The sequence below is a fragment of the Streptomyces sp. NPDC020845 genome (assembly GCF_044334165.1).
In the GTDB taxonomy this organism is placed as follows: domain Bacteria; phylum Actinomycetota; class Actinomycetes; order Streptomycetales; family Streptomycetaceae; genus Streptomyces.
This window is the reverse complement of record NZ_JBIRSJ010000032.1, coordinates 63,924-82,679: the sequence shown is the minus strand read 5'-3', so window position 1 is coordinate 82,679 and position 18,756 is coordinate 63,924. Positions and strand designations below refer to the sequence as shown.

The window sequence follows — 18,756 nt, the reverse complement described above, 5'->3', positions numbered from 1 at the left end:
GCCTGTGGCTGTCGAAGTCCACGCCCGCAAAAGGCTCCGCTGCCCCGCAACGTTCCACCGAAGAACATGCGGTCACCACCTCGAACGAGGCATCCATGAACAGCCGTTGACAACAACAACCACCTTGTGACGTATCCCCAGGTCGGGTTCTCTCGCGCCAGGCGCTGGATGAGCGCGACCGTCTCTTCCGCCAGCGGTGGCCGACCGGGTCCGCGGCCTCGGGACTCGGGACTCGGGGAACAGGTCTCATCCCGTGGTGAGTTCGGTCCGTTGCGTACCGTCCTCCGCTTGCGGCGCGCTCTCCTGCGTCGTGCGCCCCCGCAGTGCCGACACCACCAGCAGTGCCGAGAACAGGGCGGCCGAGCCGCACACCACGAAACCGATCGCGTAGCCGTGGCCGAGAGCATCGAGGGCGTACGCCCGGGCCGCGCCCGGCGGGGACGTGGCGGGGGCGGAGTTCAGGGCGAGGGGACCACCTTCCGTCAGCACGTCGTGCGCCGCCGCCTTCGACTCCGCACTCAGGGACGAGGAGGTGGCCAGTGACGAGGTCACCCGGGACGCCGCCTGGCTCAGCGCGACCGCGCCGATGACCGCGGGTCCGAGGGTGAAGCCGAAGTCGCGCAGCTGGTTGGTGGACGCGCTGGCCATGCCCGCGAGCGGCAGTGGCACCGTGTTGACGGCGGTCGCGGTGATGGACGACACCGTGAAGGCGAAGCCGATGCCGACCAGGCCGAGTGGCAGGATCAGGGAGCTCAGGTGCCGGTCGCCGACATCGAGCCCGGCAGCCAGGAAGTCGCCCACGGCGATCAGCGCCAGACCGGAGGTGAGCAGCGCCCGTGCGGGCAGCCGGTGCAGCAGCCGCGAGGTCAGCGGGGTGAGCACCGGGGTAATGCCGTTGAGCAGCAGGAACGCGAAGGCGGTGCGCATGGGGCTCTGGTGCTGAATGGGCCCGAGCCGGATGCTCGCCGCGTAGGCCGTGCCCAGGAAACTGAACATGCCCACCACCGCGACGACCGACGCGATCGCGAAGGAACGGTTGCGGAACAGGTCGAGGCGCAGGAGCGGCGAGCGGGCCCGGCTCTCGGCGGCCACGAACAGCCCCAGGAACACCGCGGCGATCACGAACGCCATGATCACCGGAGTCGATCCCCAGCCGTCGGTCGGCCCCTGGATGACGGCGTACAGCAGGGCGAACAGACCGACGCCGATGGTGATCTGGCCGGCGATGTCCAGCGAACGGCCCTCTGGAGCACGGGAGTTCGCGGCGAGCCACAGGCTCACCACGGCGCTGACCGCGGCCAGCACGGCGACCACAACAAACGCCGAGCGCCACGAGCCGTAGGTGCCGGTGATACCGCCGAGCAGCGGCGCGAGGAAGCCGCCCGCGGACAGGCTGGAGGCCCAGAGCGCGATGACGCGGGCGCGCTGGGCACCGGTGTGCGTACCGGCCGCGATCATGGCGAGCGAGGTGGGGAAGAGCGCGGCGGCGCCGAGACCGGCCAGCGCCTGTCCCGCCCACAGTTGATGGATGCCGGAGGCGCTCGCGGCGACGATCTCGCCCGCGCACAGCAGTGCGGCGCCGCCGACGAGGAGCTGTTTGCGGCCGAAGAGGTCGCCCAGCACACCGAAGGAGAGTTCGAGGACGGCTACGGGCAGCAGGAACGCGTCGGAGATCCAGGTGAGTTGGGCGCCGACGGGGTTGAGGTGTTCCTGGAACAGGCCGTTGAGGGTGGCCGGTATCGCGAGGCCGATCTGGGCGAGGCAGACGGCGAGACAGCCGGCGACGAGCGTGCCGAGCGCAAGACGGTGGGCAGAGGATGCGGAGGGGGAAGAGGCGGGTGCGTCGGACATGAGAGGGTCCCAACGTCAGTGGCTGGCGGTGTTCTCCGGGCGGCCGCGGCCAACCGTCAGACGTGCCGGGCGGTACGGAACGTACGCCGCCCCGTCCAGACCGAGCGCGGTGGCGGACCGCTGGAGCGCGGCCGGGGTCGCGGCGTCGTCCCAGTGGCCGGTGGTGACGCGGTGTTCGAGCGCGTGCAGGGCGGCCACGGTCTCGGCGGTGGTGAACGTGCAGTGGCCCTGCCGTTCGACGTAGGCCTGCCGCAGCATCGCGCCGTTCCCGGCCCTGCGCACTCGGTCGCCGAACTGCCGTTCCTGCTCGACGGGTACGAGGTTGTCGGCGATCGTGTGCACGTCCAGCAGCGGCACGCCGAGGCCCTGGCCGGCGGATGAGGTGCGCTGCGCGGTTCGGACCGCGGCGGGGTCGGCGGCGATCGAGGCGCCTTGGGCCAGGGACGTCAGGTCGGCGCGCAGGTCCAGTCCGGCCGTCCGGTACAGCGCGCGGACCTGCGGGGCATGGACGGAACCGGCGAGCAGGCGGGTGTAGTCGACGCCCCGGTTCCAGGAGTTGTTGCCGCCGACGGACTGCTCGACGGCGTACCGGCCGCCCTCGACGAACGACAGGATGCCCTGCGCGAACCACGTGTACTGCTGCTCCTCCTGGCCTGCCCAGTCGGTCGGGGCGGGCCGGTCCTTCCCGGGCGCCCAGGCGGGCAGGTTGAGGAAAGCCGCGGCCAGCGCGACCCGGGCGCGGCCCTGCGGGGTGGTCTGTGCGGCGGTGACGGCGTCGGTGAGCTTCTTCGCGGTAGCGGCCGCGTCGTCGGCGGAGCCGAAACGGACCAGGCGGACGTCCTGCCCCGGCAGGAGCAGCCGGGCGATGGTGTACTCGGCGTCGAGCTGGTAGTTGTCCAGGTCGGTGCCGCCCGCGACCAGGCCGCACAGGCCGAGCGCGCCGTCGACGCGGCCGGCGCCGTCGCGGGCGATCTGCGCGTTGACGAGCCCACCCATGGACTGGCCAACGGCCAGGGTGCGCCGCGGTGTGCCGATCTTCGCGGTGACGGCGTCGAGCGTGGCGAACTGGTCGCGTTCGGCGCTGTTCATGGCCCACATCGAGCCACGGGGGTCGTACGACGACCCGGCCATCGCATAGCCCTCGGCGAGCAACTCGGTGCGTACGGCGTCGGAGGGGGCGTCCTTGGCGACGGTAGGGCCGAAGCCGTGACTGAACAGCAGCAGGGTGCCGTTCCAGCGGTCGGGGACCTCCGCGATCCAGGTGGCGCCGTCGGAGAGGTTGCCGGTGAGGTGGGTGGTGGCCGCCGGGTCCGCCTGGGCAGCCGGCGAGGGGAAGGGGGCGATGGCGCCGGACGCCAGTGTGGCCAGGGCAGCCAGGGCGACACGCAGACGGGTGCGGGAAGACATCGAGGTGGCTCCTTGTGGGCGGCTGCGGAGCGGGGAACCCGGGAAATGCTCAGTGCACTGAACGAAGGCGTGGAGGAATGTAGGGCCGATTTCTTGCCGCCGTCAAGACTGTGCACAATTTCGCTTGAGACGGGAGCCGCGCCATGGTGTGACACATGCGAAGAACGGCTACGCCGGAACCGTTTCGATCAGCCGACGCACCGCGTCCCGGACGGGCGTCTCCAACAGGGCGTGGACCGCGCGGAACGTCTCCTCCGCCCCGGCCGCGGGCCAGTCCGCCGGCAGGTGCCGCACAGGCAACCGGGGATCACTGCGGATGACCTGGAGCCACTCGGTGGTCAATCGGAGGCGCAGCGCGAGGGCGTCCTCTCCGGCCAGGTCCACGCCACCCGAGGCGTACGGCCGCCAGAACGCGTCGAAGTCCCGGTACCGTGCGCACAGGCCGCCCAGGTCCCAGGTGTCGTCGATCATTTCGGCGATGTCCATACCGGCATCCCCGCGGGCGCGGAAGACCTTCACGTGCGCGGCCAGGCCCAACTCGGCCACGATCCCGGAGACATCGATCTCGCCTGGCGCGATCCACAGTCCGCTGAACAGCGCACCGAAGCCCGCCCACGTCAGCTGGGAGCGCAGATCGTGCCGCTGGCGTTGCCACGACTCCGGGAGCGAGAAGCCGAGCAGGGTCCAGGTGCCGTCCCATTCCCGGTTGACCGCGCCCGTCTTCCAGATGCGCCGCTCGCCATCACGGAGGATCGCCTCCGAGCGGTCGGTGAGGCCGACGTAGGTCCGCCGGCCCTCGCGCCGACGGCTCAGCAGGCCGCGGCCGACCATGCGGGTGAGGGTGGACCGGGTGGCCTGCTCTCCGACTCCGGCGCGCCGGAACACCTCGATGACGCTCCCCGTGTACACGCATACCCCGCGGCCCAGCACTTCGTCACCGAGGAAACTGAGCAGAAGGGACTGGGGGCGCAGGGCTGGATCGGTCACACGCATACATTACGAGGCCGCCACCCCGGCACGCGCAGCAAGCCGCACCCGGTCGGGCGCGGGCGGGGTGGCGGCTATCGCCGGACGCCCGGCGGGTGAGGCATCAGTCGAGCCTGTTCCCGGCGACGCGCGCCAGGAGCGCGTGCAGCGTCTCCCGCTCGGCGGGGGCGAGCGGGGTGAGCAGTTCGTCGGTCACACGCTGACCTGCCTGACCGGTGTCACGGAGGAACGCGCGGCCGCCCTCGGTGAGGATGACGATGCGGCTGCGGCGGTCGTCGGGTGCGGGGCGGCGCTCGGCGAAGCCCAGCTTCTCCAGGTCGTCCACCAGGCCGACGATCGCGCTCGGGTCGTAACCGAGCCGGGCGCTGAGCTCTCGCTGCAACGCACCCTCGCAGGTGGCAAGGAAGCGCAGCACGGCGTAGTGCCGCAGCCGCAGCCCCGACTCCTGGAGGAACGCGTTGAACAACTGACCGGAGCGCAGACCCAGGCGGTACAGCAGATAGCCCGTGTCCGCGTGCAGCGCCCGCATCCACGGTTCGTCCGCGTCGATGGGGGGCGGGTTGTCGGTGTACCGGCGGGCGATGGCGGGCTCCCTGGTCTCGGTTCCGGGGCGCCGGTCTCGGCTCCCCAGCGGGGTTGGTCTCATGTGCGGAGTCCAGCATGACGTACCCCGAGGTTGCCAACAACTATTGACGGCGACAATTATTGCTCTTAGCTTCGATCTCGAGCCGCACCCCGGCGCCGCACAGGCGCACCCCAGGCGAAGGGACCCGCTCGTGCCCACCATCGATCTGACCGGCAAGGCCGCCGTCGTCACCGGCAGCGGCCGGGGCCTCGGCCTCGCCTACGCACACGCCCTCGCCGCCCACGGCGCGTCCGTGGTCGTCAACGACGTCGACCAAGCCGTGGCCGAACAGGCCGTCAAGTCCATCACCGAGGCCGGCGGCACCGCCGTGGCCGAGGTGGTCCCGGTCGGCGCCGCCGAGGCCGCCGACCGGCTCGTGAGCCGTGCCGTCGAGGAGTTCGGCCGGCTCGACGTCCTGGTCACCAACGCAGGCATCCTGCGCGACAAGGTGCTGTGGAAGATGACCGACGAGGACTTCGACGCGGTCATCACCACCCATCTCCGAGCCACCTTCACCTGCGCCCGCGCCGCCACCGTGCGCATGCGCGAGCAGGGCGAAGGCGGCACACTCGTCCTCGTCGGCTCCCCGGCCGGGCAGCGCGGCAACTTCGGCCAGACCAACTACGCCGCCGCCAAGGCCGGAATCGCCGCCATGGCCCGCACCTGGTCCATGGAACTGTCCCGCGCGAGCATCACCGTCAACGCGATCGTGCCGGTCGCCGCCACCGCGATGACCGAGACCATTCCCGCCTTCGCCCCGTATGTCGAGGCCCTGAGGAACGGCGAACCGCTGCCGGACTTCCTGCGCAAGAGGGAGGGGTTCGGCACCCCGGAGGACTGCGCCGCCCTCGTCCCCTTCCTGGCCTCCGACGCCGCCCGCGGCATCACCGGCCAGTGCATCGGCATCGGCGGCGACAAGGTGGCGCTCTGGTCGCATCCGCAGGAGATCCGGGCCGCCTACGCCGACGGCGGCTGGACCTCCGACGCCCTCGCCGATGCCTGGCCCACGTCGGTCGGCGCCGAGCCGCAGACGGTGGGTATCCCCGCACCGAGGATTCCGGAGGCATGATGGACCTTCAGAACCTGGTCGCCATTGACGTCCACACCCACGCGGAGGTGTCTTCCAAGGGCCACTCCTCCCTGGACGACGACCTGCACGACGCCTCATCCGCCTACTTCGGGATCGAGGGCAACCGGAAGCCCACGCTGGAGGAGACGGCCGCCTATTACCGCGAGCGCCGGATGGCCGCCGTCATCTTCACGGTGGACGCCGAGTCCGCGACCGGCACCGAGCCCGTCCCGAACGAGGAGGTCGCCGAGGCCGCCGCCGCCAACGCGGACGTCCTCATCCCCTTCGCCTCCATCGATCCCTTCCGGGGGAAGGCGGGCGTGAAGCAGGCCCGACGGCTGGTCGAGGAGTACGGGGTAAAGGGATTCAAGTTCCACCCCAGCATCCAGGGCTTCTTCCCCAACGACCGCTCGGTGGCGTACGGCCTGTACGAGGTGATCGAGGAGACCGGCACCGTCGCGCTCTTCCACACCGGCCAGACCGGCATCGGCGCCGGTGTTCCCGGCGGAGGCGGCATCCGCCTGAAATACTCCAACCCGCTCCACGTGGACGACGTGGCCGCCGACTTCCCGCAGCTGAAGATCGTCTTGGCGCACCCGTCATTCCCCTGGCAGGACGAGGCCCTGGCGGTGGCGACCCACAAGCCCGGCGTGTACATCGACCTGTCCGGCTGGTCGCCGAAGTACTTCCCGCCGCAGCTTGTGCAGTACGCCAACACGCTGTTGAAGGACAAGGTCCTGTTCGGTTCGGACTTCCCGGTGCTCACCCCGGACCGATGGCTGACCGACTTCGAGAAGCTCTCCATCAAAGACACGGTCAAGCCGAAGATCCTCAAGGAAAACGCAGCCCGCCTGCTCGGGCTGGCGCAACCGTAAGAGGTGGTCAGATGCGCAACGAGGGACTGGGGTCGTGGCCCGCACGCCGGGCCCGCAAGACCCCACACCGCACGGCCCTGATCCACGGCGAGCAGTCGACCGACTACCGCACCCTGCACACACGCGCCACCCGCCTCGCCCACGCCCTGCGCGCCCGAGGCATCGAACGCGGCGACCGCATCGCCCACCTCAGCCCCAACCATCCCGCCTATCTCGAGACCTTGTTCGCCGCCGGCCTCCTCGGCGCCGTCTTCGTCCCCCTCAACACCCGCCTCGCCGGCCCCGAGATCGCCTACCAACTCGCCGACTCCGGCACCAAGGCCCTCGTTCACGGCCCCGCACACGCCGGGCTCGTCGCCGGACTGCCGGCCGGCACCGGCGTACGGACCTACGTCGAGATCGGCGACGCGTACGAACAAGCCCTGGCAGCCGCCTCGGCCGAGCCGATCGACGAACCGGTCACCCCCGACGACACCTGCATCATCATGTACACCTCAGGGACGACCGGCCGTCCCAAGGGCGCGATGCTCACCCACGGCAACGTCACCTGGAACGCCGTCAACGTCCTGGTCGACCACGACCTGGTCACCGACGAACGCGCCCTGGTCTCCGCCCCGTTGTTCCACACCGCCAGCCTGAACATGCTGACTTTGCCGGTACTGCTCAAGGGCGGCACCTGCGTCCTGGCGGAGGCCTTCGACCCGGGCGCGACCCTCGACCTGATCGAACGGCACGGCATCACCTTCATGTTCGGAGTGCCGACGATGTTCGACCAGGTGGCCCGGCACCCCCGCTGGGCGCACGCCGACCTGTCCTCGCTCCGCATCCTCACCTGCGGCGGATCGCCGGTGCCGACCCCGCTCATCGCCGCCTACCAGGAGCGCGGGCTCACCTTCCTCCAGGGCTATGGCATGACCGAGGCCGCGCCCGGGGCACTCTTCCTGGACGCCGAGCACGCCGTCGACAAGGCGGGCTCGGCGGGCGTACCGCACTTCTTCAGCGACGTACGGGTCATACGGCCCGACCTCACCCCGGTCGACGTCGGCGAGACCGGCGAAGTGGTGGTGCGCGGACCACACGTCATGTCCGGCTACTGGGGGCTGCCCGAGGAGACGGAGGCCGCCGTCACGGACGGCTGGTTCCGCAGCGGGGACGCGGCCCGGGTCGACGAAGACGGTTACGTGTACATCGTCGACCGGATCAAGGACATGATCATCTCCGGCGGCGAGAACATCTATCCCGCCGAGATCGAGGATCTCCTCCTCGCCCACCCGGGCATCGCCGAGTGCGCAGTGATCGGTGTCCCGGACGACAAGTGGGGCGAGGTGCCCCGCGCGGTCGTCGTCCCGGCAGCGGGCACCGAACTCGACCCGGACGAGGTGCTGACGTCACTGTCCGGGCGGCTCGCCAAGTACAAGATCCCCAAGTCGGTGGTGGTCGGGGACGAACTCCCGCGCACCGCCTCCGGAAAAATCCTCAAGTCCCGCGTGCGTCACCGCTACGGCACCCCAACCCCTGAACAGGAAGCCGGTTCATGAGCATCACCGTCAACGGCCTGGACGAACTGAAGAAGCTCGCCGACAGCGACCTCGGCACCAGCGAGTGGATCGAGGTCACGCAGGATCGCATCGGCACCTTCGCCGATGCCACCGGCGATCACCAGTGGATCCACACCGACCCGGAGCGAGCGGCCCAGGGCCCCTTCGGCTCGCCGATCGCGCACGGCTACCTCACCTTGTCCCTGTTCATTCCCCTCTTCACCCAACTGCTGGACGTACAGGGCGTGACCACCAAGGTCAACTACGGCCTGAACAAGGTGCGTTTCCCCACACCGGTGAAGGCCGGATCCCGCATACGGCTCGCCGCCCGACTCACCTCGGTCGAGGACGTACCCGGCGGCGTCCAGATCACCGTCGACGGCAGGATCGAGGTGGACGGCGACACGAAGCCCGCGGCCGTGGTACAGAGTCTGTCCCGCTTCTACATCTGACCTGCCGCAACCGGTAGATGACGCCAGGTGCCGTTCGCCAGTGATGAGGAGACGGTCGGTGCACTCGGCGCGGGGTGTGCGTATCCATCGTTCGGCGAACGCGTTGGACCGTGGACTTTGCGGCGGAGCCGGGACGACGGCTGTACCGTTGCCGGCGAAGACGGCGTCGAACGCGGCGGTGAACTTACTGCCCCGGTCCCGGATCAGGAACCGGAAGCACCCCGCCCCGTCGCCGAGGTCCATGAGCAATGAAGTCGCAGGCGAGCAGCGTGTGGGCCTGGGCGCGGAGGAAGGAGCGCCAGGTCTGCCGGCTTGCTCGCTGCGGTGCGGGTGGTAGACCGGAGCGGCGCAGAACGCGCCGGACCGTGGCGGCGGCAACCCGATGACCAAGCCGACGCAGCTCACCCTGGATCCTGACGTACCCCCAGGTCGGGTTCTCTCTCGCCAGGCGGCGGAGCGCGAGGTACCAGTCGTCGCTGACTTAAGTAGGCGCAGTCGGCGACCACCGCCCGGCAGCCGAAGCCCGCCTCCTTCCCGCGGGCCGCGAGGTGGGCGGCCGGCTGCGGTTTCGTGCGGAAGGCCGGATCGGACCGGCCGCGGGTGACGTGATGGGCGGGGGTGTAGGGAGTCGCGTCCAGTGGGTAGTACACGCGGCCGTCGGTCCACACCGTGGTCACCGTGACGATGCCGTTGTCCGTCTTTCCCAACCGGCCCAGCCACTGCCGACCCACGTGCGCGGTCGCCGTGCCGCCCTTGCGGTCCCCGGAGTCGTCGATCACGATGACCCCGCCATCGTACGGAGCCGTCGCCGACTCCTCACGCAGCAGCTCAAGCCGCCGGTCGTTGACCTGCTCGGCCTCCCAGGGGGACTCGGACAAGAAGAACTGCAGCCGCTGCACCCCTGGCATCCCCGCACCCGCCACCGGCTCCGCCCCTGCCAGGCAGGTGATCGTCTTGTTCCGCTCCCGCGGCGCCAGCAGCCCGGTCAGGTACTCGCGAAAACCCCGCCGCTGCGCCAGGCTGAAGAAGAGGTCGTCAAACCGGGCCGCGTAGTCCTCCAGTGCCGTCAACCCACACCACCACCGGATTTAACGAACTACCGGTAGAGCCGCGTCACTCGTGCCTTCACACGCGGTCTGCAGCGACGCGACGATTTCGAGCTGAGCCTCGGTGCCCGCGTCACCGAACTGGGGGCGTACTCGGAGGAGCCCTTGGCCGGAAGTCATTCTTAGGAGTGACCCAGACGTATGCGCCGGCTCCTACTGTTGCCCAGGTGAGGGAAGTCTCCGCAACACAGCCCCAGCGGGGCGTTGATGTCGTCTTCGTCGCACTGGCCTTGGTTCCGCCACTGCTGTCGCAGCCCTACACGGAGACGTCGAGGACATCCTGGCTCTCGCTTCTCGGCTTCGAGATGGTGACTCTGGTGGTCACCGTGCTACGGCGGCGGCTGCCTGTCACGGCCGTCCTCACGAGCTTCACCGCACTCGCGGTGGCACTGGTGGTGAGTGCGGCTGAACACGCCAAGCTGACACCACTGGCCTTTCTGCCGTTGGCAGTGCTCGTATACAGCTTGGGGCATCACTGCACCAGTTGGACGCGGACCGTGCTGGCGCTGTGCGGCGGATGTGCGATCACCGTCATCGGCTTGTGGGCGAACCGGGAGTCGGCCGACTCCGGTGAGTTCCGGGGCGGCTTCGACGTTCTCGCGATTCTGGCCCCGATGCCACTGGCGTGGGCCGTGGGTTTCGCCGCGCGAACCCGGCAAGCGCTCCTCGTAGCGGCTGAACAGCGAGCGGCGGACGCGCGGCACGAGCAGCATCTGAGAGCGGCACAGGCGGCGGAGTGGGAGCGAGCGCGCATCGCCCGCGAGATGCACGATGTGGTCGCGCACTCGCTCACGCTGCTCGTCGTGCACGCGGAGACGCTGCGCGCCCATGGTGACGGGCTACCTGTCTGGGCGCGCGAGCAGGCCGACGGGCTTGCGGCGGCCGGTCGGCAGGCCGGCGGTGAGTTGCGCGACCTGCTGCGTGTGCTGCGCGACCCCGCCGATGTGACTCCCCTGCTGCCTGTGCCCGGTTTTGGTGAGCTGGACGCGCTGCTGGACAGCCACCGGGCTGCGGGAGGAACCCTTGAAGTGACGGTCAGGGCCGAGCTGGATTCGTTGCCCGGCTCGATACAGGCGGTGGGCTACCGAATTGTGCAGGAATCACTGGCCAACGCTCGCCGGCATGCACCCGGGGCCCCGGTACGGCTCACCCTCGATGGCTTCCCCGGGCAACTGAGAGTCGAGGTGGTCAACAGTCGCGGAACCCGGCGAGGCCTTGTCGGTACGGGTACGGGTCTGGGTCTGGGTCTGGTCAGCATGCGAGAACGTGTGGACGCACTGGGTGGTGAGCTGGCTGCCGGGCCCACCCACGACGGCGGATTCAGTGTCGTGGCTGCCATACCCCTGGGGGCTACCGGTGTCTGAGCGGATCAGCGTGCTGGTGGCGGATGACGAGTCGATCATCCGCACCGGTTTGAGCGCGATACTGGCGAGTCAGTCCGACATCGCCGTTGTCGGCGCTGTGAGCAATGGCGAGCAGGCCGTGGCCGAGTGTGGACAGCTGAAGCCGGACGTGCTGTTGCTGGACATTCACATGCCTCGTGGCGACGGACTGTGGGTGCTGTCCGAACTCGGCCGTCGAGCGCTGCTCGGAGCGGGACGGAGTCAAGCGCTCATGCTGACGACATTCGACCTCGACGAGTACGTCGACGACGCGCTTGCCGCCGGGGCTGCGGGATTCCTACTGAAGAACAGTCCGTACGAAGAACTCGCCGGAGCGGTACGGGCGGCGGCGGCCGGGCACAGTGTCCTGAGCCCGACCGTGACCCGTCGGATCGTCCAGGGGCATCTGAGCACCCGTCGTCGGCCGAACGACCGCGAACTGGCCCGCCTGAAATACCTCACCGGGCGGGAACGCGACGTGCTGTGTCTGATCGGAGACGGGCTGAGCAACGCCGAGATCGCCCATCGGTTGACGGTAAGCCTGCACACGGTGAAAACACACGTCAGTCATGTACTCGCGAAGACCGGCTGTCAAAGTCGTGCGCAGGCGGCCGTGCTGGCCAGAAATATTGTTCCCTGAGCAACCGTATCACGTGAGGCGCCGGAGTCGCATGCCTTCGTGAATCGGACTCACTCCTTCGAATGAGTTTGACTCCCTCGGAGTCACGCCATCGAGCGATGTTCCGGACGGCCCTGGCTGACTGAATAGTTCCTGTACGACGAGTCCGACGTTCGTTGCCCTCTCCGCGGGTGAGGAGCAGCAGGCGCTCAGCGTACGCGGCCATTTTCCGCATTGCGAGAGGAACTCTCATGTCGTCACGTGCCTTGTCGCGCCTCCGAACTGCGCAGGGAGTCCAATCCATAGCCTTGGCGGTCAGTATGAGTGCCGTTCTTGTCGCATGTTCGGACGCGGGTCCGGGCGACTCGAAAACATCGGTCGCGAAAAATACGTCGGTCGCCGGCCGACTGGCCGGCCTCGCGCAGAAGGCAGCGGACACGGGCTCCCTCGGAGTGATCGTCCGTGTCGAACCCCATTCTCGCAGGCCCCTTGCGATCACCCGTCAGGCTTCCTGGACCAAGGCCGACCACCGTCTCGAAGCGACCGACCAGTTCAGAATCGCCTCGAACACCAAGACGGTCACCGCCACCCTCATTCTCCAATCGGTCGCCGAGCACAGGATTCAGTTGGACGACTCGGTGGAGACATGGCTGCCAGGGCTCATCCCCAACGGCGCGAACATCACCGTGCGGATGCTCCTCAACCACACGAGCGGGCTGGGCGATTACCTGCTGACCCCGGATTTTCTGCCCACGCTCACAGGCCAGGAGAAGCGCACCTGGACACCGGAGCAGCTTCTCGCGATCACCCCACGACAGACCCCCGAGCTCCCGCCCGGAAAGAAATATTCCTACAGCAACGCCAATTATGCGGCACTCGAACTCATACTTGAGAAGGCGACCGGGAAGAGCCTGGCCGATCTGATCGATGAGAAGATCACCGAACCGCTGGAGATGAACGATACGTTCCTGTCCACGGATGCCGCATTCAGCCCCGGAGAGCCTCACGCTGTCGGATACGAGCCCGACGCCCAGCGCCTCAGCGCCATTCTTCCTGACGAGCTGAACATTCCCGAGGGCTCGGGATTCGTAGGGCCCGAGCGCCCGCATGGCAATGTCGAAACCGCCGCCATCGATGTGAGCTGGTCCGGGGCGGCCGGGGGCCTGGTCTCCACCGCGGCCGACTGGCAGCGATATCTGACCGCCTTGATGTCCGGCAAGATCTTGCCGAAGACTCAGATGAAAGAGATGCTCACGACGGTACCTGCTCCAGAGGAAGGCGGAGGCTACGGACTGGGATTGATGAAAGTGGAAACTCCCTGTGGCACCGTCTGGGGGCACACCGGCGGCCAGCCCGGATACTCGAGCGAGATCTACACCGACAGGAACGGGCGCCGAAGTGCCGCTGTGCTGACGACCACCAACTTCGGCATTCAGGAACCCAAGGCGGCAAGCGCCAACAAGGCTCTGGTCGACGCCGCGATCTGCGCAATGCTGGACAAGCCGTATCCCGCCGAGAGCGACGCACCGTCCTCGTGACGCTCCCGCACATGACCGTCCCACCTTGTCCGTCGCCGGCCGTCAGTCGCGCACACGCAGCCCGAAACCCGTGCGGCCCGCGGGCTGCAGTTCCTCCTTCGGGTGCAGCGAGGGCATCTCGTAGTCGCCGAAGTTCTGCCGCCCCCTCAGGGTGCCCGTGGCACGATCGCGGCAGCGACCGGGGCAGGGAAAATGATCATGGCTTCTGCGTGCGCGCTGGAGTTCTTCCCCCGAGGGCCGGATCCTCGACCGTGCCGACCATGGACCTGCTCGTGCAGACCGCTCAAGCGTGGCGGGCGGTGGGCATCAGGCCCCGATGGTGGCGGTGTGTTCGCTGGAGAGCGACCCGGTGCTGAACGAGCTGGGGGTGCGCACCGCCACCGATCCGATCCAGCTCGCCTTGTGGGCCGGGAGCGGGCCGGTCATCGTGTTCGCCACGTACGCCTCCCAGGTGGACCGCGAGGACTTCGACGACCCGATGGGCCGCTGGAGGCCGCTCTGGCAGGCGTCCGCACGGGCAGCGGATGGACGGCTTTTCGTTCACCATCGTGGACGAGGCTCACGGTGCGGCAGGTGATCTCGGTCGGCCGTGGGCGGCGATCCACGACAACGCCCGCATCCCGGCGCACCTCCGGCTGTACCTGACCGCGACCCCGCGCACCCTCGCCTCACCCCGGCCGCAGAAGGTCGCGGACGGCCAGGAGCTGGAGATCGCGGCCAATGCCGACGACCCGGACGGCACGTACGGCGCGTGGCTGGCCGAACTCGGACTCTCGGAGGCGATACTGACTTCGGCTCGTCACGGTGACGCTGGTTCGTCGAGGGTCAGGCCAGTGTCCGCTATGAAGCCGTCGAGGGTGCCGGACCGGCACTGAAGGCGCTTGAGCCGGTTGCGTAGCTTCGAGCCGGTCGAGGGCGACGACGGCGAGGTTGGCCAGGCTGCGTTTGACGTGTGCCCATACCCACTCGACCGGGATGTGGCTGGCTACCGGCTTTTGCTGGACCTGCTGGCGGAGTACGGCGACACCGCAGACGCCCCCGTACCCATTGCCATCGAGACGAGCCGCGGCCTGCTGGTGGCCGTGCTGCGGACCGGCAAGCGGCAGGTCTTCGCGGTCAACCCGATGGCCGCCTCCCGTTGCCGCGACCGCCACAGCGTCAGCCGGAAGAAGTCCGACCCCGGCGATGCCCTGGTCCTGGCAAACATCCTGCGCACCGACATGCACGCCCACCGGCCCCTGCCCAACGACAGCGACCTCGCCCGCGCCATCGCCGTCCTCGCCCGTGCACAGCAGGACGCGACATGGAACCGGCAGCAGATTGCCAACCAGCTCCGCTCCCTCCTGCGCGAGTACTACCCTGCCGCCCTGGACGCCTCCTCCGGTTGGACCAACGGCCTGTGCCGCCCGGAAGCCCGCGAACTGCTCAAGCTCGCCCCCACCCCTGCCCAAGCCGCCCGGCTTACCCGAGCCCAGCTCCGCTCCGCCCTCAGGCGCGCCGGCCGCAGCCGCAGCATCGAAGCCGAGACCGAACGACTTCGCGCGGTCTTCCGCAGCGACTACGCGGGCCAGCCCCCTCTCGTCGAGAACGCGCTCGGCAAGCAGGCACTCGCCCTCCTGCGGCAGCTGGAAGCCGCCTGCCTCGCCGCGGACGAGCTCGCCGAGGCGGTGGAGGCCTCTTTTCTCCAGCACCCGGACGCTGAGGTGATCCTGAGCTTCCCCGGCCTCGGGGTCCAGCTCGGCGCCCGTTTGCTGGCTGAGATCGGAGACGACCGACAGCGGTTCGCCGACGCCCGGGGCCTCAAGGCCTATGCCGGGGCAGCACCCATCACCCGCGCGTCAGGCAAGAAACACCACGTCGGACGCCGCATGGTCAAGAACGACCGGCTCAACCATGCCGGCTGCCTATGGGCCTTCTCAGCCCTGCGGTCCTCGCCCGGAGCCGACGCCCACTACCGCCGTCGACGCGAACGAGGGGACTGGCATGCGGCCGCCCGACGACATCTGTTCAACCGCATGATCGGCCAGCTCCACCACTGCCTCCAGACCGGCGAACCGTTCGACGAACACGTCGCGTTCCCCTCCGAACTGGCCGCTGCAGCTTGACACGTCGGCATCGTGAGATGTCTCAGTGGGCGGGAGGCCGTCCCCGCCTGCTCACCCCTGACGACGAGGACTTCGACATCCGGACGGCCACCACCCGCCCCACCAGGCTCGGCCAGCCCTTCACCCGCTGGTCGATCCGCAAACTCGCCGCCTATCTGCGGGAAGTGCACGGACGTGTCATCCGCATCGGCCGTGAAGCCTTACGGTGCCTGCTCCGGCGCCGCGGCATCACCTTCCAGCGCACCAAGACATGGAAGGAATCACCCGACCCTCATCGCGACGCCAAGCTCGACCGGATCGAGCAGGTTCTGGACCGCTTCCCGGACCAGGTCTTCGCCTTCGACGAGTTCGGGCCGTTGGGGATCCGGCCCACCGCAGGCTCCTGCCGGGCGAAGCAGGGCAAGCCCAACCGGCTGCCGGCGACCTACCGCCGCACCCACGGCGTCACCTACTTCCACGGCTGCTACTCCGTGGGCGACGACCGCCTGTGGGGCGTCAACCGCCGCCGCAAGGGCACCGCCAACACCCTGGCCGCGCTGAAGTCGATCCGCGCCGCCCGACCCGACGGCGCCCCGATCTACATCATCCTGGACAACCTCTCCGCCCACACCGGCGCCGACATCCGCCGCTGGGCGAAGAAGAACAAGGTCGAGCTGTGCTTCACCCCGACCTACGCATCCTGGGCCAACCCGATCGAGGCCCACTTCGGCCCGCTGCGGCAGTTCACCCTGGCCAACTCCCACCACCGCAGCCACCCCACGCAAACCCAGGCACTGCACCGCTACCTGCGCTGGCGCAACGCCAACGCCCGCCACCCCGACGTACTTGCCGCCCAACGCAAGGAACGCGCCCGCATCCGCAGCGAGAAGGGCATCCGCTGGGGCGGACGCCCCCTCAACGCCGCAGCCTGACCGACCGCGAACCGCAGCCCCGGAGTGCCGAAAGGGACAAGTTCACGAGAAGGACAGCGACAGAAGGACGACTCAGGAGGCGAACGGCTCGATCTCCCCCGCAAAGACGATGACCTGGTCGATGAGGCTCCGCCGCAGATGGACGACGTCCGTTCCCGCCAGGCGGGGGCCTCCATCCGGCGTGGTGAAGACCCACTGGTACCGGGCCCACTCGTCAGGCATGTCCACCGCTGAGCAGCGCACCATCGTGCCGGTCCCCGCCGGGTGGCGCCGGATGTCCAGCACGAACCGCTCGACCGCCGCGATTCCTTCGCTGCGACCCAACGGCCCCCAGAAGACCACGTCTGAGGTCAGGGCCTGAGAGAGCAGGGCAGTCACATAGCTGTCGTCCGAGGCGTTAAACGCGGAGATGAACGTGTCGATCGCGGAGCGTGCCGTCTCTTCCTGCATGCCCCAGTAATACCAGCCGTTGCGCGTGCGCACGTCCCGCGAGCCGCCTTCCGATCACGGTGGACCATCCCGGTCACAGCACTTGCCACCCAGGCACCGACACCGACACGTCGTCCGCTTCGGCGACACCATGCCCCGTGAGGCACGCCCCGGCCTCGATCACCACACCTGGCCCATGCACCACCGCCGCAACTTCCCCACCCACTTGGCACACTTTTTCTTACGGCAGGGCCTCTGCGAACTGTCTCGCTCCGGCGCCACAGAGCCGGATACGGCGCTCACGCCCTGGGAGTGCCCCATCTGCCGGCGAACGACAAGGGGCTTTGCCCTGCCTTGACGCGGGGCGCACCCCGGCAGCCAGGAACCCCACGTGCGAGCTGCCTGCGAAAACCGGCCCGAAGAGATCAGCAGCAGTCCGCCCTCCCCTGTCGCATGGGGAGCACAGCACCGCGCTCCCACCCCGAAAGGTGGTCGAGAGCCGACAAGGGGTCCTTATGCCTCTCGATGCAGAGAGCATCCGCATCGATCGGGTGACCCCGGGGGTCTGCGGTTGACGACGGCGCACAGGGACTCGGTACGGCGCGGTAGGTCTACCGGATCGGGTGACGGACGAATCGGGCACCGTTGACACGTCTGCGAGTTGGGAGCACGAGGGCTCCCAGAGGGCTCCCACTTGCTCCCAGCCCGGAAATGGTTAAGGCCGCCTCCGCTACCCGCGGAAACGGCCTCCGACCTGCGATGATGCTGGTCGGGACGACAGGATTTGAACCTGCGACCCCTTGACCCCCAGCCCAGCGGCAATTCTCCTCTTATGGCCCAATTTAATACTCCTGCAGATCTGGTGCGCTGTCAAGTTCCTTACGACGCCATAGACGGCAGTCGTCAAGTGTCAACGCAGTGCTCCCACAAACGCATCCGGCACAGGTCCTCGCTAAGGACTCCCCACAAGAGTGGTGGGCTTGACCTGGTCAGAGGTCTGTGTCGTGCACGAGGCCGCCGGGTATCGGGACGCGGTCAGCCGCGTCATCGCACGCGATAAACCTGGCGACGCCGGCGATCATCCCCGGGATACTGGTCGCCCATGGATGAGGTCAAAGTCGTCGTCGCCCATTCCGAGCGCGCGACTCTGCGCGTCGGTGACGTGTTCTTGAAGGTGGACGCCGATCAGGCGCGCATCGACGTCGAGGTCGAGGCGATGTCGCTCGCGCCGGTCCCGACCCCGGAGGTCCTGTGGCGCAAACCGCCCGTGCTCGCGATCGCCGCACTCCCGGGGACGACGCTTGGGCGCCTCGGCGGGCCGTCGACCGGGTCGCCGGCGGCGTGGGCCGCGGCGGGCGCCGCCATCCGGAAGCTGCACGAAGCGCCCCTGCCGCCCCTGCCGGGCCGGGCCGGCCGGAGCGTCGTCGCGCTGGCGGCGGAACTCGACGACGAGTGCGAGTTGCTCGTGACGAACGGCCTCCTGCCCGCTGACCTGGTCACCCGCAACCGCCAGGTCGCCGAGGCCGCGCTCCGGCCGTGGACTCCGGCGTTCACACACGGCGACCTGCAGATCGCGCACGTCTTCGTCGACGGTGACGAGGTCACCGGCATCATCGACTGGTCCGAGGCGGGCCAGGGTGATGCCCTGTACGACCTCGCCACCTTCACGCTCGGACACGAGGAGCACCTCGACGACGTCATCGCCGGCTATGGCACCGACATCGACCTCGACGTGATCCACGCGTGGTGGTCGTTGCGAAGCCTGCTGGCAGTTCGCTGGCTGATCGAGCACGGCTTCGACCCCTTCGCGCCTGGCTGTGAGGTCGACGTGCTGAGATCCCGGATGTGAGGCTGCGCGGGCC

General features: G+C 68.8%; 18 protein-coding genes and 3 pseudogenes. 11 read left to right on the top strand and 10 right to left on the bottom strand.

The window, feature by feature from the left end:
- Nucleotides 1-246: 246 nt before the first annotated feature.
- From ACH4U7_RS50310 to ACH4U7_RS50295, 4 genes are all read right to left on the bottom strand, one after another.
- Nucleotides 247-1,851 carry an MFS transporter gene (locus ACH4U7_RS50310; protein ID WP_398534471.1) on the bottom strand — a complete coding sequence of 535 codons (1,605 nt, stop codon included), beginning with the start codon at nucleotides 1,849-1,851 and terminating at the stop codon, nucleotides 247-249.
- 15 nt (nucleotides 1,852-1,866) lie between these two features.
- The gene (locus tag ACH4U7_RS50305; RefSeq protein WP_398534470.1) at nucleotides 1,867-3,258 is read right to left on the bottom strand and encodes an alpha/beta hydrolase; all 1,392 of its coding nucleotides are present in this window, start codon (nucleotides 3,256-3,258) and stop codon (nucleotides 1,867-1,869) included.
- A gap of 168 nt (nucleotides 3,259-3,426) precedes the next feature.
- A complete protein-coding gene (locus ACH4U7_RS50300) occupies nucleotides 3,427-4,251 on the bottom strand; it encodes a PaaX family transcriptional regulator C-terminal domain-containing protein (RefSeq protein WP_398534469.1) in 825 nt (274 codons plus the stop codon).
- A 97-nt stretch (nucleotides 4,252-4,348) separates the two neighbouring features.
- Nucleotides 4,349-4,891, bottom strand: coding sequence for a MarR family winged helix-turn-helix transcriptional regulator (locus ACH4U7_RS50295; RefSeq protein ID WP_398534468.1), 543 nt, complete (start codon nucleotides 4,889-4,891; stop codon nucleotides 4,349-4,351).
- A gap of 130 nt (nucleotides 4,892-5,021) precedes the next feature.
- On the opposite strand from ACH4U7_RS50295, the gene ACH4U7_RS50290 reads away from it, so the two are divergent.
- Genes ACH4U7_RS50290 through ACH4U7_RS50275 form a run of 4 tightly spaced genes read left to right on the top strand, consistent with a single transcriptional unit; the run spans nucleotide 5,022 to nucleotide 8,804 of the window.
- Nucleotides 5,022-5,939, top strand: a complete 918-nt coding sequence (locus ACH4U7_RS50290) for an SDR family NAD(P)-dependent oxidoreductase (RefSeq protein ID WP_398534467.1) — start codon at nucleotides 5,022-5,024, stop codon at nucleotides 5,937-5,939.
- A complete protein-coding gene (locus ACH4U7_RS50285; RefSeq protein ID WP_398534476.1) occupies nucleotides 5,939-6,814 on the top strand; it encodes an amidohydrolase family protein in 876 nt (291 codons plus the stop codon). The genes ACH4U7_RS50290 and ACH4U7_RS50285 overlap by 1 nt, the downstream gene beginning before the upstream one ends.
- A gap of 11 nt (nucleotides 6,815-6,825) precedes the next feature.
- Nucleotides 6,826-8,352: a long-chain fatty acid--CoA ligase gene (locus tag ACH4U7_RS50280; RefSeq protein WP_398534466.1), complete on the top strand. Its 1,527-nt coding sequence runs from the start codon at nucleotides 6,826-6,828 to the stop codon at nucleotides 8,350-8,352.
- A complete protein-coding gene (locus ACH4U7_RS50275; RefSeq protein ID WP_398534465.1) occupies nucleotides 8,349-8,804 on the top strand; it encodes a MaoC family dehydratase in 456 nt (151 codons plus the stop codon). The genes ACH4U7_RS50280 and ACH4U7_RS50275 overlap by 4 nt, the downstream gene beginning before the upstream one ends.
- Nucleotides 8,805-8,988: 184 nt before the next feature.
- Here the strand turns inward: ACH4U7_RS50275 and ACH4U7_RS50270 are convergent, their stop codons facing one another.
- Both ACH4U7_RS50270 and ACH4U7_RS50265 read right to left on the bottom strand, forming a co-directional pair.
- Entirely contained in the window at nucleotides 8,989-9,204 is a 216-nt protein-coding gene (locus ACH4U7_RS50270; RefSeq protein ID WP_398534475.1) for a hypothetical protein, read from the bottom strand.
- Nucleotide 9,205: 1 nt separating this feature from the next.
- Entirely contained in the window at nucleotides 9,206-9,874 is a 669-nt protein-coding gene (locus ACH4U7_RS50265) for a transposase (RefSeq protein ID WP_398534464.1), read from the bottom strand.
- Between the two features lie 203 nt (nucleotides 9,875-10,077).
- On the opposite strand from ACH4U7_RS50265, the gene ACH4U7_RS50260 reads away from it, so the two are divergent.
- From ACH4U7_RS50260 to ACH4U7_RS50250, 3 genes are all read left to right on the top strand, one after another.
- The gene (locus ACH4U7_RS50260; RefSeq protein ID WP_398534463.1) at nucleotides 10,078-11,274 is read left to right on the top strand and encodes a sensor histidine kinase; all 1,197 of its coding nucleotides are present in this window, start codon (nucleotides 10,078-10,080) and stop codon (nucleotides 11,272-11,274) included.
- A complete protein-coding gene (locus tag ACH4U7_RS50255; RefSeq protein ID WP_398534462.1) occupies nucleotides 11,267-11,932 on the top strand; it encodes a response regulator transcription factor in 666 nt (221 codons plus the stop codon). The genes ACH4U7_RS50260 and ACH4U7_RS50255 overlap by 8 nt, the downstream gene beginning before the upstream one ends.
- Before the next feature lie 299 nt (nucleotides 11,933-12,231).
- Nucleotides 12,232-13,449 carry a serine hydrolase domain-containing protein gene (locus ACH4U7_RS50250; RefSeq protein ID WP_398534461.1) on the top strand — a complete coding sequence of 406 codons (1,218 nt, stop codon included), beginning with the start codon at nucleotides 12,232-12,234 and terminating at the stop codon, nucleotides 13,447-13,449.
- A 42-nt stretch (nucleotides 13,450-13,491) separates the two neighbouring features.
- On the opposite strand, the pseudogene ACH4U7_RS50245 reads toward ACH4U7_RS50250, so the two are convergent.
- Nucleotides 13,492-13,590 (bottom strand): annotated as a pseudogene (locus ACH4U7_RS50245) (flavodoxin family protein); the annotation flags it as partial.
- A gap of 165 nt (nucleotides 13,591-13,755) precedes the next feature.
- Nucleotides 13,756-13,887 carry a hypothetical protein gene (locus ACH4U7_RS50240; protein WP_398534460.1) on the bottom strand — a complete coding sequence of 44 codons (132 nt, stop codon included), beginning with the start codon at nucleotides 13,885-13,887 and terminating at the stop codon, nucleotides 13,756-13,758.
- 86 nt (nucleotides 13,888-13,973) lie between these two features.
- Between ACH4U7_RS50240 and ACH4U7_RS50235 the strand changes: the two genes are divergently transcribed.
- A complete protein-coding gene (locus ACH4U7_RS50235; RefSeq protein ID WP_398534459.1) occupies nucleotides 13,974-14,324 on the top strand; it encodes a hypothetical protein in 351 nt (116 codons plus the stop codon).
- Here ACH4U7_RS50235 and ACH4U7_RS50230 read toward each other — a convergent pair.
- Nucleotides 14,249-14,423 (bottom strand): annotated as a pseudogene (locus ACH4U7_RS50230) (IS630 family transposase); the annotation flags it as partial. The gene ACH4U7_RS50235 and the pseudogene ACH4U7_RS50230 sit on opposite strands and share 76 nt — an antisense overlap.
- Here ACH4U7_RS50230 and ACH4U7_RS50225 point away from each other — a divergent pair.
- Nucleotides 14,424-15,554: pseudogene (locus ACH4U7_RS50225) on the top strand (IS110 family transposase); the annotation flags it as partial. It abuts the pseudogene before it with no gap.
- Entirely contained in the window at nucleotides 15,551-16,465 is a 915-nt protein-coding gene (locus tag ACH4U7_RS50220; RefSeq protein ID WP_398534458.1) for an IS630 family transposase, read from the top strand. The pseudogene ACH4U7_RS50225 and the gene ACH4U7_RS50220, both read left to right, overlap by 4 nt.
- Before the next feature lie 72 nt (nucleotides 16,466-16,537).
- On the opposite strand, the gene ACH4U7_RS50215 is transcribed toward ACH4U7_RS50220, so the two are convergent.
- Nucleotides 16,538-16,915 carry a nuclear transport factor 2 family protein gene (locus ACH4U7_RS50215; RefSeq protein ID WP_180360588.1) on the bottom strand — a complete coding sequence of 126 codons (378 nt, stop codon included), beginning with the start codon at nucleotides 16,913-16,915 and terminating at the stop codon, nucleotides 16,538-16,540.
- Nucleotides 16,916-17,996: 1,081 nt separating this feature from the next.
- Here ACH4U7_RS50215 and ACH4U7_RS50210 point away from each other — a divergent pair.
- Nucleotides 17,997-18,743, top strand: coding sequence for a phosphotransferase family protein (locus ACH4U7_RS50210; protein ID WP_398534457.1), 747 nt, complete (start codon nucleotides 17,997-17,999; stop codon nucleotides 18,741-18,743).
- The last annotated feature ends 13 nt before the right edge of the window (nucleotides 18,744-18,756 follow it).